We start from the raw sequence: 15,252 nt of genomic DNA on the forward strand, positions 1-15,252 counted from the left end.
GAACCGTTAGGCATCTCTTCGCGCGTTGATTGCGAGATACCTTGGGCGTCATGACCATCGCCCTGCACTCCCGGCTCAAAGAAGGCCATGAACAGGCCTACGAGCGTGACCACCAGTACATCCCGGACGAGATGGTGGCAGAGTTCGCCCGCGTGGGAATCCGCGAGTGGCGGATTTGGCGCAGTGGACGAGACCTGTTCCACCTCGTCGACTGCGACGATATCGAGGCGGCGATGACCGCGCTCGAGGAGAGCCCGGCGAACGCCCGCTGGCAGGAGTTCATCAACCAGCACCTGGAAGGCTTCGCCACATTCGGCGAGGGACCGGGCGCCACGAGCGTTCCGCAGGTGTGGACACTGACCGGACAGACTGCGGGCTGACAGCAGATCCTGACGGCCCGGTGCGCGGTGGCCGGGCGGCTGCCGACCATGCGTCGTCCACCTGTGGGTGGACCGTGAGCACCGGCAAGACCCGCCCCTGGTCCGATCCGTCCCTGGGCGGGATCGGGTGACGATTACTCAGTGCGAGCGTTCGGATGGGTCCTGGTGGTGCTGATCGGCATGACGTTCGTCGCAACCCTCGCCCCCGCCGCTGTGGGGTTGTCCATGATGGACGGTGTCGCGCAACTGATCGCAATCCGTCCCTGGGTTGCGGCTGCGCTCCTGGTTGGCACCCTCGTCTTTGCCCTGATGGCTGGGGTGGTGCGGCTCTTCACTGACGGGCGGGCGGCTCGCCTGCTGACTCTGTCCGTGATCGCCGCACTGGTGGCCGTGGGACATGCGGGGGTCCTCTTCGCACGCGGAGTCTCCGATGATCGGCCTCCAGCGGCCGCGACGGCACAGCCCGGTGATGTGACGGTGGTCGCTGTGAACATGCTTGGGGGTGCGGCGGACACGGCGCGTGTGGTGGACGTGATTGCCGGTTCCGGGGCAGATGCGGTGATGGTGCCTGAGGCGGGAGACGTGGACGAGATGCTCCGGGCGCTCGCCGTCGCCGGGCTGAACTTCACCGCGTTCGACGGCACCAGCGGGCAGCCAACCGCGAACGCCCGCGGTACCGCGCTGCTGGTGCGGGACACGATGGGGGACTACGTTCCCGCGCCGACCTCAACTCCGGGTTCGGTCCGCGCCGACCCGGCCGACGGCTCCGGGCCGCCCCTCGTGGCCGTCCATCCGATTGCACCACCGGTGCTGCCGGGAGCGATCGAGCGGATGCGGTGGTGGCGTGAGGAGGTCGCGGACGCCGCGGAGCTGTGCGGGCAGATCCCCGGCGGGATCGTGGCGGGAGACTTCAACGCGACCATGGACCACGGGCCGATGCGCAACCTCGACGGCTGCATCGACGCAGCCACGGCCGCCGGGAGCGGTGGTGTGGGCACCTGGCCCGCGAACCTGCCTCGCCTGCTCGGAACCCCGATCGACCACGTCCTTGCCGATGGTGACGCGTACTCAGTGGTGAGCTCCGCCGTCGTGGACGTTTCCGGTACGGACCACCGCGCGGTGGTGGCGCGGCTACGCGAGGGCTGATCCACGACTGAACCCAGCTTTCGTGTCTGAACCCTCCACTGGCCAGGTTCAGACACGAATACTGGGTTCAGATGCCTGTCAGAACGGCTCCAGCACCTCGCGCCGGTCGACGGCGGCAAGTGAGTCGTGCCGCCACTGCGGCGCGTGATCGCGATCCACCAGCACCGCCCGTACCCCCTCGATGAAGTCCGCGGCAGCGTCACCGCGCATGAATGCCGCGCCCAGGCGTAGATCTTGGGCCAGCACGTCCGCCACAGTCGGCAGCTCAGCCGCTCGACGGATCGCCTCCAGAGTGACGGCTACCGAGAACGGGCAGCGTGAGCGCAACATCTCGGCTGCCTCCTGTGCCTCCGGCTCTGGCCGGGTGCGCAGGCGGGATTCGATGGCCGCTGGGTCCGTGCCGGTGAAGCACGCGTCGATCCACCTCCGCTGGGCGGTGAGGTCGCTGGTCGGCGGCTGGTCAATCCACGGATCGGATCGCGTGGTGGAGTCGGCAGGTGTGAGCGGTGCACCGTCGGCCCACTGTGCGCAGAGGTCGGGCCACCCGTCTGGTTCGATCATGGCATCGGCCAACCCGACGGCGATCGCATCCGCACCCGACACAGTTGCCCCCGTCAGGGCGAGGTAGGTACCCAGCTCGCCCGGTGCGCGCGAGAGCGGGAAGAGTGCACCGACGTCAGGGAAGAAGCCGATTCCGGTCTCGGGCATCGCGACCCGCGTCCGCGGTGTCACCAGGCGCAGCGACGCATGGCCGGCCAGGCCGATGCCACCGCCCATCACCACACCGTCCATGAACGCCGCCACAGGCAGCTCGGCGTCTGCGATGAGCCGGTTCAGCGCGTACTCCGAGGTCCAGAACTGCACGGCGCGATCTGCACCAGCACCCTCCCGGTCAGCACCAGCACCCTCCCGGTCAGCACCACGGCGATCGGTAGGCCGCCGATCGGCACCGGCGGTCCCGGGAGCGGAGAACCCGGGCCCGTCCAGCACCAGCCAATCGCGGATAGCGCGCACATCCCCACCGGCGCAGAGTCCGCGATCGCCTGCACCGTCCAGTGCCACAGCGCACACGGCGCCCTCGTCCGCCCACCGGTGCAGCTGGGTCAGCGTTGCCTGCACCATCTCGAGGGTGAGGGCATTGAGGGCAGCGGGCCTGTTCAGGCGAATCCGCCCCAGCGCTCCCTGCCGGGCGACGAGCACGTTCTCACCCGCGGGCGTCCACCGCGGTTCATGCGCGTCGTTACTGCCGTCCTCCGTGCGGTCACCGGGCGTCACGGCGCCCTCACGCACTGCGCTGGGTGGTGAGAAGTTCTTCGAGGGCGTTCAGGTCGTCCACCAGTGCCATCTCGCGAGTGTCCAGACCTTCCGTTCCGGCGCGGTCGAGCCACGTGTCATCGCGCGTGGTCAGCGCCGCGAGTACCGCGTCCCGCTCGGCGCGCGCATCGGCCAGAGTGAGTCCATCACGCAGGGCGCTCGTCGTATCGACCATGTCATGCTCCCTTCCTGCCGCTGCACCCGCACCTGCGAGCTGCTGCGGGTGTGTCGTACTTTCGAGTGTGCACCCGAGCGCCGACATTGGGGCATGTGCCACCCCGCTCACCCCGGAGCCGCGCGATTCGCCACGGCCACGAACGTGAGCACCGAGGTCAGCAGGGTGAGTGGCCGCTCGTGGACTGGCAATCTCAAGGAGTGATACGCGGTGGAGACGTAGAACGAGACCGGTAGCATCGAGCGCACACCATCCAGAGCGGCTGAGAGTCCTGGCTCGAGGACGCCGCAGCAACCCCTCAACGGAAGCCTCCCGCGGGGAAGGGTGCTACAGCCAGGTTCGATGGAGTCATCAATGCAGGCACACATTCATCCACACCCGAACCGCCACCCGCACGGTGGGCGATCATGACGACCGCCACGCTGTACCGCAGCACCCGACCCGGCCCGGGCATCTCTTTCGAGCTCTACCCACCACGGACCCCCAAGGGTGAAGCCACTCTCACCCGCACCGTCGGCGCCCTGGCAGAGATCGACCCCGACTACTTCTCGATCACCTACGGCGCCTCCGGTTCCACGCGGACCACCTCGCGTGACCTGATCGGCCGTATCCTCACCGATACGCCGATCACACCGCTGGCTCACCTGACCTGTGTGGGAGCGTGTGAGGACGATCTGGCCGAGTACGTCAGCTCCCTCCTTCAGGCGGGCGTGCGCGACTTCCTCGCCCTGCGCGGTGATCCGCCTGCCGGGCAGCCGGACTGGCGCCCGCACCCCGAGGGCCTGACCCGCGCCAGCCAACTGGTCCAGCTGTTGCGGCGACTCGCTGCCGAGCACCTCGGCACCGACGGGGCCGACGTCAGTATCAGCGTGGCCACCTATCCCGGTGGCTCCTATGACGATGCTGGCCGCCCGGTGGTGGCGCAGGACGACGTCTCCGCACTGCTGGAGAAGCAAGCTGCCGGCGCCGACTTCGCCATCACCCAGTTGTTCTACGACGCCCGGCACTACGCCGAACTCGTCCGCGCTGCCCGCGCCGCCGGGGTGCACATCCCCATCGTGGCAGGGCTGATCCCGCTCACCGACCCGGGCCGGCTGCGCCGCATGGTGGAACTCACCGGTGTGGCCGTGCCCCCTGAACTCCTCACCCACCTGGACACCGCCCCCGACAAGGAGGAGGCGTACCGGCGCGGACTGGCAGCCAGCGTCCAGCTCGTGCACGACGTCCTCGAGCACGGGGCCCCCGGGATCCACTTCTACACCTTCAACTCCTCGAGAGCCGTGCTGGACCTGCTGCACGCCTCCGGTCTGCGCTGACCGCACCGCACCGCACCACACACCGACCGCAACCGCACACCGCCACCCGGTCGAACGCTGGGTTCTGCGGCTTCTGCATGCCAGAACGCCGCACAACCCAGCGCTCGAGTGAGTGGTTACTGACACACACCTGGAGATTGTCATGTCCGATCACCTGTTTCCTGCGTTCCCCGCCAGCACGATCCTCGGCTACCCCCGCATCGGCCCTCGCCGGGAGTTGAAGCGAGCGCTGGAGTCCTTCTGGTCGGGCGCCACCAGCGAGGCCGAGCTCGCCACCACGGGCGCCGCGCTACGTGAGCGCACCCGCACCCACCTGACCGCGTGCGGCCTCGACCCGCAGTCGGGCGCCATCCCCTCGGACTTCAGCTACTACGACCAGGTGCTCAGCACCGCCGTCAGCGTGGGCGCCATCCCGCAGCGATTCGGAATCAGCACCACGACCGGTCCCATCAGCCTCACCGACTACTCGCGTCTCGCCCGCGGTGACTCCCAGACGCCCCCGTTGGAACTGACCAAATGGTTCGACACCAACTATCACTACCTGGTTCCCGAGATCGGCCCGGACACACCCCTGCACCACGTGCCGGGCTCGAGCATCGTGGCCGAGTTCACCGAGGCCAAGGAGGCCGGCGTGCTCACCCGGCCGGTCGTCGTCGGGCCCGTCACCCTGCTGGCCCTGGCCAAGGGGACCGACGGGATCAGTCCATTGGACCGGCTGGACGAGCTGGTGGCCGTGTACCAGCTGCTCCTCGCTGAGCTGGCGGCTGCGGGCGCTGCCTGGGTGCAGGTGGATGAACCGGCGCTGGTGAGTGACAACGGTGCCGTCCCGGCTGAACAACTCACTGCGGCCGCAGACCGCGCCTACCGCGTGCTGGCCGAGGGCACGGACCGGCCCGCGCTCCTGGTGGCGGCCCCGTACGGGGACCTGCGCGAGCGTTTCGCCGTGCTCGCCGGTACCGGGGTGGAGGCAATCGCGCTCGATCTGGTCAAGGGCGAGATTCCCGACGACGGCGCCCTCGTCCATGCCCGTGGGCTCACCCTGGTTGCGGGTCTGGTGGACGGGCACAACGTGTGGCGCACCGACCTGGATGCGGCCACTGAGCGCCTGGAGCGGTTGCGTTCCGCGCACGATGGTCCGGTGAGCGTGGGCACCTCCACGTCACTGTTGCATGTACCGCACACTGTGGCCGATGAGACCAGCCTGCCGGACCGGTTGCGTTCCTGGTTGGCGTTCGCCGACGAGAAGGTTGCCGAGGTGCTTGCTCTCGTCGCTGGACCCGAGGCAGCGCGAGGAGCCTTCGACGTCTCCCGAGCGGCGGTTCACGATCGAGCCGGAGCGCCAGGGGTGCGGCGCGAGAAGGTCCGACAGCGCACCGGGGCCCTGACGTCGGCCGACATTGAACGCGACGATGCCGCTACACGCGCGGCAGCGCAGCAGGCGCGCCTCGGTTTGCCCACCTTGCCGACCACGACGATCGGCTCGTTCCCACAGACCTCCGAACTGCGCCGAGCGCGTGCTCAGCGCCGCAAGGGGGAGGTCACCGAGGATCAGTACCAGGCAACGATCCGCGGCGAGATCGAGCGGGTGATCGAGTTGCAGACCGAACTCGGGTTGGACGTGCTCGTGCACGGCGAGCCGGAACGCAACGACATGGTGCAGTACTTCGCCGAGTTGCTGGACGGTTTCGCGGTCACCGAGCACGGGTGGGTGCAGTCCTATGGGTCGCGGTGCACCCGGCCCTCGATCCTGTGGGGAGACGTGGCTCGCCCGGCGCCGATGACCGTGGAGTGGACCCGGTACGCGGCCTCCCTCACCGACAAGCCGGTCAAGGGCATGCTCACCGGCCCGGTCACGATCCTGGCATGGTCGTTCGTCCGCGACGATCTGCCGCTGGGCGAGGTGGCGGACCAGGTGGCGTTAGCCCTTCGGGACGAAGTGGCCGACCTCGAGGCCGCCGGGATCGGCGTGATCCAGGTGGACGAACCCGCACTGCGGGAACTGCTGCCGCTGCGCGCTGAGGACCACCAGGATTACCTGGACTGGTCGGTGCGCTCGTTCCGACTGGCCACCTCCGGTGCCGCGCCGCACACCCAGGTGCACACGCACCTGTGCTATTCGGAGTTCGGCGAAGTGATCGACGCGATCGACGGTCTCAACGCTGACGTCACCTCCTTGGAGGCAGCCCGCTCGGCAATGGAGGTGGTGCCCGAGCTCGCCGAGGCAGGGTTCTCCCGGGGAATCGGTCCGGGCGTGTGGGACATTCACTCACCGCGCGTGCCGAGCGAGCAGGAAATCGTCGACCTGCTGGAACGCGCTCAGCGGGCGGTGCCGGCCCATCAGTTGTGGGTGAACCCAGACTGCGGGCTGAAGACCCGCGGCTATGCCGAGACAGTCGAGTCGCTGCGGAACCTGGTCGCTGCCGCCGGCCGGGCGCGCGCCGCCGGGTGAACCTCAGCTGAGCATCACACCGGTCACGCCCCGGCCGAGCGCAAATCTGTGCGGCTGTCCTTGATCAGAACCCGCACAGGTTTGCGCTCGGCAGGCGCCATGAGGCTGGCTGGCACAGACTGTACGTATGGACGAATTTCGGGAGGCTCGATGAACGGCAAGGTTGCATTCGTGGTCGGAGCGGCGATCGGGTACGTACTGGGAACCCAAGCCGGCCGGGAGCAATACGAACGGATCAAGGACGCCACGCAGAACGCATGGCAGAACCCGAAGGTGCAGGAGAAGGTCTCCGCCGCCGAGGAACGCGTGGGATCTGTGATCCGCGAGCAGGGCGCGCAGATGACCGATCGCGTGGCATCGGTGGTCAAGGACCGCATCAACGATGTCACCGGCAGTGCCTCCAAGGCCGATGACGGGTCCGAGGGCCAGGGCGGATCGGACGACACCTCTGGGTCGACTTCTCGGTAGCCACGCGTGACCGGCTGGGACGAGATCCTTGCTGCCGTGGGGTCAGTTCTTGCGGGTGAGCGGGAGGATGCCGAACGCCTCCTGCTCACCTGCTGGCAGGGGACCCGGGCAGAGCATCACGCCCAGCGGTGCATCCTCGCGCACTACCTCGCCGATCTCCAGAGGAGCGTGACGCAGGAAGTTCGGTGGGACGAGCGAGCGCTGGCCGCGCACGCCCATCTACGGGACCACGACCTGACGGCCGTCGGACTCACCTCGGCCCGGGCGCTCGCACCCAGCCTCCACCTCAATCTTGGTGACGCCTATCTGCGCCTCGGCCGTGTCGAGGATGCGCGACGCCAGGCTGACGCGGGTCGTGCAGCATCCGACTCGCTGGACGAGGACGGGTACGGGCGGTGGGTGCGGCGGGGATTGACGAACCTGACGCAGCGAATCGAAGCCCTGGCAGGTCGGACCTGCTGAGGCCTGCTACCGACGCCGGGTGCGACGCTCCCGCGCGCCTGCGCACGCCTGTAGGAAGGCCCCGACCGCGGCCAGATCCGCGGCGTCGGCAGGCATCCGGCGCGTCAGTGCAGGGGAACGGACCAGGATCGTCGCCCACCGCGTGCGGGAGAACACCGCACCCCACAGGTCGGCCGAGATCAGGACCTGCAGATCGCGGCGAGCGTTCTCCGGAGCAGAGGCAGCCAGAGAGCAGATCACGACGGCGGCCCGCTGATCCTGCAGGTCGCCGACCGTGCTCACCCGGATGCCGGCGAGTCCAGCGGCCTCGAGATCCCGATCGATCCGCTGCGCCTGTTCCGCACGTGCGGCCACCACGAGAAAGTCTGTCTCTGCCAGCGGCCGGGTCTGGCCGCCATCGGTGAGGTCTCGGCCGATGAGGGATTCCACCTGTGCGACCACCTCGGCCGCCTCCTGCGCAGATTCCACCGTGTTCCCGCGGTGCGTCACCGACACCAGATGCAGTCCGGCGGACAACCCCTCGAGGTGCTGACACGGCCCTGGCGCATCGTCATGAACCGTCGGTGCCGCATCGACCGCCGCGGGCATGCTCGCGGCTGTGCCCTGGATGGCCAGCGTCGGTTGCGGCTCCACCCCGATCGGCTCCCGCGCCGGCTCCCGGTCACCGCCTCCGTCGTCTGACCCGAGGTCATCTCGTTGGGCCAGTAGCCAGTCCCGGAGGCGTCGAGTGGAGAGGCAGTCGTACCGGTTGTACTCGGCCAACTCAGCCAACCGTGAACGATATCCGGCCTCGTCGCCGCGAGCACGCATCGCACATGCTTCCTCATACGCCACCACGGAATCGCCACCAGAGGTAACGCCCGAACGACGCTCGGACCCCATGTACAGCGGCTCGAGCTTCTTCAACGAGTACGACGATTGTGAGACGCGCACCGAGGCCTTCACGGTGCGGTACAGGTCCACGAACACCCCTGATCCGAGCAGCTCCTCGACCTCCTCGACTCCTCCGTGCCGCATGGCCAGGTTCCGGAGTGTGTACTGCTCGTATCCGGCGTAGTGGTAGACGTGCATGCCCGGGTACCGCGAGCGGCGCAGGCGCAGATAGTGCAGGAACTCCCGCAGTGCCGCCCCCTCGGCAGCGCGATCATGCGCCCAGAACGTCACATAGTCGCCGCCTGCCTCCATCAGGCCGAACAGGTACTCGAGGCCCCACACGGTGCGATCGTCATCCACCCACAACGGATCGCCCTCGAAGTCGAAGAAGACGTCGCCGGCGTCTGGGACCGGGAGCTCATCCAATCCCGCACGGTCGTGCACCTCGCTGAACACGTGAGTTGCGCCGTCGGCCTCGGCTCGTTCCTGTTGCAACTGCAGGCGTGCCTGTGCCTGTAGTCGGTGCCACATCTCGGGCTGGATCTGCTCCACTGGGCGAGCGGCCGTGGCCAGCGCATCGATCGTGCCCACCCCCGCGCTGCGCAGTGCCTCGCGGTGCTGTTGCCGCGCTCCCCACACCATCTGCACGTCCCGCGTGCGAGCGATCTCGGCCCTGCATCGCTCACACCACAGGCACGCGGTGTACCGATCATCGCCCCAGTGCACCGGAGCCTCGCTTGCGCGGTGCACGTCCAGCAGGTACTGCACGTGCCGGCGGTGTTCACGGTAGACGGCCACGCTCGCGGTGCGATCGTGAGCGGTGAGCTCGCCGGTGCCGAGGTGCAGGTGCAGATGATCGGTCAGCGGGATGCCCAGGCGCAGGAGCTGATCAGCGTAGGCGGCCAGCTGCAGCACGGCCTTCGGTTTCGCAGAACGGGCCAACTTGGTGTCCACGACGGCGTAGCGCGGCTGGCCTTCCCGTTCCCCGTCGCGTACGAGGAAGTCCGAGCGTCCATGAAACCGTCCGTCGAAGAATCCGCCCTGGACGACGACCTCCGCGCCACGGCGCAACGCCGCGACGGTGAGTTCCTGCTGGCGGGCGAGCGCGGCCGTGGTGTACTCGAGCGGCAGCTCGATCTCCACCACGCCCTCGCCGAACTGCCTGCGGTACTCCGAGAGCACCTGCTCCTCGTGTACCCGCCCCATCCGGGCGGTGCGATCGAGCATCGGGTCCGCGGTGTCGAGCGCGGGGACGCGGCCGAGCTTCTCATCCAGGCGACGAAGCAAGTCGAACTCACACGTGAACGCCGTGGCGAGGTCGCTCGCGCTGTACACGAGTACGTCGCCGGTGATGAACACGTGATCCTCTCGTCGTGGCGTTCTGATCAGCTGCCGACCAGATATCGAGGTCCTGGGCCGAGGCTAGCCGCCCGCACTGACAACGCATACCCAGCGATGGACCGGCCACGCCGACGATAGTGCTGCCACGGTCGGTGCCGGGTTGCTCAGGGCTGTCCCTGTGTTCGGCGCACACTCCGACCAGGACGCCTGACAACGCCTCCAACTCGATCGAGGAGACCGCGAGGTCGTAGCTGCTCTTGACCAGGATCTGCTGGACCACATAGGCACAGTGGAATCCGGCATTCGGCGGCAACCAGGACGCCGCGTCATCGGCACCCTTGGTCTGATTGGCTGCGCCATCGGCCGGGATCAGGTTCGCCGGATCGTTCGCGAACTGTAGAGCCTGCTGCGCGGTCCACCGGTGCGCCCCTTTGCGCCACGCGTCGGCCAGGGCCACCACATGGTCGATCTGGACCGCCGCACTCGTCGAGGGTCCGCGACGGAAGTCGATCACATGCCCGGTGTAGGGATCATGCAGGACCCCAGACTCCACCACGCAGGACACCGTGGCGTCACGCACCTGATCGGTCAGCCACCAGCCGAGCACGTCGTTGCGGGTATCGCATCCGTTGCCGTCCACATCGGCCCACGGCTCGCCGAAGAAGCGGCGGTCATAGTCGTCAAGGGGTAGCGGTTCGACCACACTCAGCCGTGGCAATGCGGCCTCCGCCGCGCGTAGCGACGCCCCGGACACGGGCACACGTGGAGCGGGTGCCACCTGCGACCACCAGCGGGGCAGGACGAGCAGAACGAGCGCCACCAGGACGGCGATGGTGGTGACTGTGACCAGGTGCCGTCCGCGAACCTCCGGTTGTGCCATATACCGACGATGCCGGACGTGCGGCAGGCGCTCCCGGGCCGGGATCGGGACCTGTGGACAGAGGCGCATCGAAGCGACCTGTGGACCGACCGTGACGTGAATCACCGGGCTGAGGGCCCGAATCGCGTCATACGACGGCGCCTGTGGCGTCTGTACCAGTAGTCGCATCGTGTGACTCGACGTCGTCGCCGTCCATCCCCGTCTTCCGGCCATGGACCGCGGCGCGATCGTGATGGCCCGGTCCCACGTGACCGTGCCCCAATGAGTGTGTTCGAGGAGATCTGTGGTGGGAATGAATGTGAGGTCCGCGAAGCGGTACCGAGGGAAGAAGATGCTCGCCAGCACCGGCATCGCAGCCGTGGCTGCTGGGACGCTCCTTGGCGCCGCCTCCCCGGCGGTAGCCGCCCCGACGACGTTCAACCCGTTTGACGTCAACGACGGATTCACGGTCGTCTCACAAGGTGACATTCACCTGAACAACAGCGAACTCGAGGGATCGGTGGCCGCGTTCGGCACCGTTTCCTCGGGAAACCCGAACGGATATCCGGTCGTGCACACGGTTGCCGGCGAGCCCGACTACACGGTTCCGATGGTCGATGGTGTCCCCGTCCGGATTCTCGCGCAGGAGTTCAGTGGTTCCGGTTCTTTCGACATCTCGAATCGGGACGACTCGGGAACGATCGCCGCTGACTCCTCGGAGGCGAATGCGCTCGTCAAGCTCGTCACCATCGATGGCCTGACCGGATCGGCACGCAGTGGTGGAACTGGCAACGCTGCCGGTGGTGACTTCCTGCGAGTCACCAATGCCGACGCCGGGGTGCTCGACCTCAAATCAGCCTCGTACGACGACGCCGAGGTGGCTGACCTCCAGACCGCTGAATCGACGATCGCCGGCTACCTTCCGGGTGTGGACGCTCAGGTCGAGCAGACCAATCAGTGCCTGGAGGCGATGTACTCACCCGAACTCGGCCTCAGCAATGACGTCACGGTCACCGACGAGGGCGGGCTGGTGTACGTCGAAGATTTCACGGACGATCGCCCGAACGTCATCGGCTACGACGACATTGCCGGGAAGACGATCAAGCTCGACCGCGCTGACGGGTACCAGCCGACGGCGGACGCCCCGCTCGTGATCCAGGTACCCGAAGGAACAACGGAGTTGAGCCAGTTGCGCTTCGAAGGCTGGTCGGCGCAAGCAGGCGCCCAGCAAGATCTTGCGCGATTCATCATGCTCGACCTCTCTGCGGTCTCCGGTGAGGTGGCCGTCAACGGGCACGACCTTGGAGCGATCTGGGCACCGGATGCTGATCTGAACGTCAACTCCGGGATCACCACGAACGGGCAATGGTTCGCGCGGAACGTCACGACTGCAGGCGGTGGCGAGATTCACCACCACACCTTCGCGGGCAAGCTCCCATGCAGCGAGGCTCAGGTGACGCCGGTGATCGGCTCTGCTGCCTCCGTGGTGGGTTCGGACGAGAAGGTGTTGCCTGTGACCGGCGGGTCAGTCGTGGACACGGTGACGTACGAGGGTCTGACGCCCGGCGTGGAATACGAGTTGGCGGGTTCGATCCGTACGTCTGGCACTGGTGAGGACACGGGAATCGCAGCATCTGCGTCGTTTGTTCCGGAGGTTGCCGACGGCTCGGTTGATGTGATTTTCGAGATCACCGGCGAGCAGGTGGCTGACTATGACGGTCAGTCGTTGGTGGTGTTTGAGTACCTGACTGCCGGTGGGGAGCTGGTTGCCGAGCACACCGATCCTCACGATCAGGCGCAGACGTTCACCGTGGAAGACGCTGGGATTCCGGGTGAGCCGACCGAGCCAACGGACCCGGGTGAGCCCGCCGAGCCAACGGACCCGGGTGAGCCCACCGAGCCAACGGACCCGGGTGAGCCCACCGCGCCAACGGACCCGGGTGAGGAAGAGACATCCCACCCAGATCGCGAGAAGAACTCCGATACGGGTGAAGAGAGCGCGACGACCACGAGCACGGGAGATGGGCTTGCCCAGACCGGAGCGGCGACGATGTGGTCCCTGGTGGCGAGTGTGGTGGTTCTGCTCTCTCTGGGTGTCGCGCTGCGCCTGGCGCGGCAGGCGCACGGTGAATAGGAAGCCGTAGATCTGCGCCTCGCGTGCGTGCGCCTCGCAGTGAGGCTGACGGGCATCCGTCCTCAGCCGCACAGGGTGGAGACGTGCGGGGCCGGTCGGCCGATCCTGGTCCAGGTCGACCGGCCGCCGACGCAACGGCGGCCCACAGCGTGGTACATGATCAGCTCGGACTGGTCGCCCGACTTGTCGACCGGCCAGTAGCGACCGTGGTGCCCGCTCCTGGGTGTCGATCGGACGACGGACGGTGCGCGGTAGCAGAACGTCAGGCGGCTGATCGCGAACGCACCCGTGATCGTCCGGGTGTCGCCCATACCGCCTGCCAGAGACTGGACTGAGGGCCCAGCTCTGACGAGGATCTCGGCCACGCCCGGGTTGGCCGCGAATGTGAACGAGTGTGAGTCCGTCAGGGTCACCATCAGCGTGAGGCCTCGCCCCTGGGGTTGCCACGGTCCGATGCCGTCATAGGCATAGGAACCGGGCGCGCCGGTGTTCAGCCGGACGCCGAAGTCATAGCCGGCTGTGCTGCTGTTGTTCTCGAGGTTCTCGGCTGTGCGCTCCGGCACCGTCATCTCCCTTGGGCCGGGACGGGGGCGCTGGAGCGCACCCGCACGTGTCTCACCCGGTCGGATGTTCCCCATCCTCCGTCTGAAATCGCGAATGCAGGCACGTCGGGCCAGTGAACCTACAGGTGAATGTGAGCGTGGTGCGAGGGTGAATCCGGGGTGAGGCGGGTGAGTCAGGATCCGATCTCTGACGACCACCGCGACGCGAGCGCGGCCACCCTCGGGAGCAGCGGCGCAGCGGGCTCCGGGCACGACCGATCCGTGCACGCGGACTTGACAGCGAGTCGCTCCCTTGAAATTATCGCCGATAACGGTTTCGGGATGTTTCGGCCATGCGTCGAGGCTCGCCGATCTTGCCAGGCAGCACGGTCGGGTGGCGACTGTGCTCGACACGGCAGTCATGACTCAGCTCAAGGAGGAGACTTTCGATGACGACGTCCAGACGATTGCGGATGGGAACGGCCGCACTTGCGGCCGCCGGAGTGTTGGCGTTCACCGCATGTTCGGGTGGTGAGAGCGAGACTGACCCCGGTGGTGGCACGGACGCGGGGGAGGTGTCCGGTGAGGGCATCGACGATGGCACCACGTTGACGATGTGGACCCGTGCTCCGCTCGAACGCCAGGCGGTCAATGCTGTGGAGGCGTACAACTCCTCGCACGAGAATCAGGTCGAGCTCGAGATCCTGCCGAACGACGACGTCGAAGGGCGCGTCGGCGCCGCAGCGCAGACCGATGCTCTGCCCGACCTTCTGGCCGGCGACGTGGTGCGCATCCCGTACTGGACCAGCCAGGGCATCTTTCAGGACCTGAGCGAACAGATCCAAGGGCTCGACACCCTTGACGATCTGCAGGTCGGGCACATCGATGCGGGCACCATTGACGGCGCGCAGCACACGCTGCCGTTCGTCACGGACATCTCCGTGATGGTGTGGAACAAGGACCTGTACGAGCAGGCCGGACTGGACCCGGAGGCCGGGCCCACCACCATCGCCGAGTTCACCGAGCACGCCGAAGCAGTCGCAGGCCTGGGTACCGACGGCGTGGCCGGGAGCTACCTCTCCGGTCAGTCCGGCGGCGCGCTCGTGTTCACCCTGCTGCCGTCGATCTGGGCTTCGGGAGACGAGCCGCTCAGCGAGGATGGCACCTCGGCCAACCTCGACAGCGGTTCTGCGCTCGAGGTCTACGAGGCCTATCGCGGGCTGGCGGAGACCGAGAACGGGCTGGGTGCAGGATCGCAGCAGGAGACTGGCGCGACCTGGACTGCTCCCTTCCAGGAGGGCAATGTCGGCGTGATGCCCTACCCGTACACCGCCGTGACCGGCCTGTTCGAGACGGCGGACTTCGAGATCGGAGTCGGTCCGATCCCGGGCGTCGACGGCGGTGAGTCGACATTCCTGGGCGGTGACGCCATCGGCATCTCCTCCGACTCGGAGAACGCACCCCAGGCGTGGAACTTCATGCAGTGGCTGATGTCCGAGGATGCACAGCAGGAGGTCTTCGCCGATAACAACGATACGGCCGCGAACCTCGCGGTGCTCGAGTCGGGCTACGAGGGTGCGGATCCGCGCACCGCGATCGCCAATGCCACAGTTGAGCACGGGCGCACACCGGTGGCCGTGCACTTCAATGAGGCGTTCAACGCTGCTGGCAGCCCGTGGCAACTGCTCATCCAGGACGCGGTGTGGGGCGATGCCTCCACGATCAGCTCTCACAACGAGGCGATCAACACGATTCTGGCCCAGTAACCACCCCGCTTCCGCACGGACGATCGG

General features: G+C 67.4%; 13 protein-coding genes and 1 riboswitch. Of the genes, 8 read left to right on the top strand and 5 right to left on the bottom strand.

Features of this window, described 5'->3' with window-relative positions:
• The first annotated feature begins 50 nt into the window (after nt 1-50).
• Together LQF10_RS01640 and LQF10_RS01645 are read left to right on the top strand one after the other, a co-directional pair.
• Nucleotides 51-380 carry an L-rhamnose mutarotase gene (locus LQF10_RS01640; RefSeq protein WP_231065771.1) on the top strand — a complete coding sequence of 110 codons (330 nt, stop codon included), beginning with the start codon at nt 51-53 and terminating at the stop codon, nt 378-380.
• 141 nt (nt 381-521) lie between these two features.
• Complete coding sequence (locus LQF10_RS01645) at nt 522-1,526, top strand: endonuclease/exonuclease/phosphatase family protein (RefSeq protein ID WP_231065772.1); 1,005 nt, start codon at nt 522-524, stop codon at nt 1,524-1,526.
• A 78-nt stretch (nt 1,527-1,604) separates the two neighbouring features.
• Here the strand turns inward: LQF10_RS01645 and LQF10_RS01650 are convergent, their stop codons facing one another.
• Together LQF10_RS01650 and LQF10_RS01655 are read right to left on the bottom strand one after the other, a co-directional pair.
• Nucleotides 1,605-2,801 (bottom strand): enoyl-CoA hydratase/isomerase family protein, encoded by a 1,197-nt coding sequence (locus LQF10_RS01650; RefSeq protein ID WP_231065773.1) that lies wholly within the window; start codon nt 2,799-2,801, stop codon nt 1,605-1,607.
• Nucleotides 2,802-2,808: 7 nt separating this feature from the next.
• Complete coding sequence (locus LQF10_RS01655) at nt 2,809-3,015, bottom strand: hypothetical protein (RefSeq protein ID WP_231065774.1); 207 nt, start codon at nt 3,013-3,015, stop codon at nt 2,809-2,811.
• A 246-nt stretch (nt 3,016-3,261) separates the two neighbouring features.
• A riboswitch (SAM riboswitch) is annotated at nt 3,262-3,364 on the top strand.
• A gap of 58 nt (nt 3,365-3,422) precedes the next feature.
• Here LQF10_RS01655 and LQF10_RS01660 point away from each other — a divergent pair.
• The 4 genes from LQF10_RS01660 to LQF10_RS01675 all read left to right on the top strand — a co-directional run bounded on the left by LQF10_RS01660 (nt 3,423) and on the right by LQF10_RS01675 (nt 7,710).
• Entirely contained in the window at nt 3,423-4,331 is a 909-nt protein-coding gene (locus LQF10_RS01660; RefSeq protein ID WP_231065775.1) for a methylenetetrahydrofolate reductase, read from the top strand.
• A 142-nt stretch (nt 4,332-4,473) separates the two neighbouring features.
• Nucleotides 4,474-6,780, top strand: coding sequence for a 5-methyltetrahydropteroyltriglutamate--homocysteine S-methyltransferase (gene metE / locus LQF10_RS01665; protein WP_231065776.1), 2,307 nt, complete (start codon nt 4,474-4,476; stop codon nt 6,778-6,780).
• 150 nt (nt 6,781-6,930) lie between these two features.
• Nucleotides 6,931-7,248, top strand: coding sequence for a YtxH domain-containing protein (locus LQF10_RS01670; RefSeq protein ID WP_231065777.1), 318 nt, complete (start codon nt 6,931-6,933; stop codon nt 7,246-7,248).
• A 6-nt stretch (nt 7,249-7,254) separates the two neighbouring features.
• Entirely contained in the window at nt 7,255-7,710 is a 456-nt protein-coding gene (locus tag LQF10_RS01675; protein ID WP_231065778.1) for a hypothetical protein, read from the top strand.
• Nucleotides 7,711-7,716: 6 nt separating this feature from the next.
• Here LQF10_RS01675 and LQF10_RS01680 read toward each other — a convergent pair whose 3' ends face one another.
• Nucleotides 7,717-9,942 (bottom strand): TM0106 family RecB-like putative nuclease, encoded by a 2,226-nt coding sequence (locus LQF10_RS01680; RefSeq protein ID WP_231065779.1) that lies wholly within the window; start codon nt 9,940-9,942, stop codon nt 7,717-7,719.
• The gene (locus tag LQF10_RS01685; protein ID WP_231065780.1) at nt 9,878-10,804 is read right to left on the bottom strand and encodes an HNH endonuclease family protein; all 927 of its coding nucleotides are present in this window, start codon (nt 10,802-10,804) and stop codon (nt 9,878-9,880) included. The genes LQF10_RS01680 and LQF10_RS01685 overlap by 65 nt, the downstream gene beginning before the upstream one ends.
• A 292-nt stretch (nt 10,805-11,096) precedes the next feature.
• Between LQF10_RS01685 and LQF10_RS19335 the strand changes: the two genes are divergently transcribed.
• A complete protein-coding gene (locus LQF10_RS19335) occupies nt 11,097-12,917 on the top strand; it encodes a collagen-binding domain-containing protein (protein WP_290371129.1) in 1,821 nt (606 codons plus the stop codon).
• 62 nt (nt 12,918-12,979) lie between these two features.
• On the opposite strand, the gene LQF10_RS01700 is transcribed toward LQF10_RS19335, so the two are convergent.
• Nucleotides 12,980-13,480: a hypothetical protein gene (locus tag LQF10_RS01700; protein ID WP_231065781.1), complete on the bottom strand. Its 501-nt coding sequence runs from the start codon at nt 13,478-13,480 to the stop codon at nt 12,980-12,982.
• Between the two features lie 428 nt (nt 13,481-13,908).
• Between LQF10_RS01700 and LQF10_RS01705 the strand changes: the two genes are divergently transcribed.
• Complete coding sequence (locus LQF10_RS01705) at nt 13,909-15,225, top strand: ABC transporter substrate-binding protein (protein WP_231065782.1); 1,317 nt, start codon at nt 13,909-13,911, stop codon at nt 15,223-15,225.
• Nucleotides 15,226-15,252 lie beyond the last annotated feature (27 nt).

It is taken from the genome of Ruania halotolerans (assembly GCF_021049285.1).
Classification (GTDB): Bacteria; Actinomycetota; Actinomycetes; order Actinomycetales; family Beutenbergiaceae; genus Ruania; species Ruania halotolerans.

Excerpts from the sequence above, each read along its gene's own strand:
- LQF10_RS01640 (WP_231065771.1), top strand. The coding sequence starts at position 51 with ATGACCATCGCCCTGCACTCCCGGCTCAAAGAAGGCCATGAACAGGCC.
- LQF10_RS01655 (WP_231065774.1), bottom strand. The coding sequence starts at position 3,015 with ATGGTCGATACGACGAGCGCCCTGCGTGATGGACTCACTCTGGCCGAT.
- LQF10_RS01660 (WP_231065775.1), top strand. The coding sequence starts at position 3,423 with ATGACGACCGCCACGCTGTACCGCAGCACCCGACCCGGCCCGGGCATC.
- metE (WP_231065776.1), top strand. The coding sequence starts at position 4,474 with ATGTCCGATCACCTGTTTCCTGCGTTCCCCGCCAGCACGATCCTCGGC.
- LQF10_RS01670 (WP_231065777.1), top strand. The coding sequence starts at position 6,931 with ATGAACGGCAAGGTTGCATTCGTGGTCGGAGCGGCGATCGGGTACGTA.
- LQF10_RS01685 (WP_231065780.1), bottom strand. The coding sequence starts at position 10,804 with ATGGCACAACCGGAGGTTCGCGGACGGCACCTGGTCACAGTCACCACC.
- LQF10_RS19335 (WP_290371129.1), top strand. The coding sequence starts at position 11,097 with ATGAATGTGAGGTCCGCGAAGCGGTACCGAGGGAAGAAGATGCTCGCC.
- LQF10_RS01705 (WP_231065782.1), top strand. The coding sequence starts at position 13,909 with ATGACGACGTCCAGACGATTGCGGATGGGAACGGCCGCACTTGCGGCC.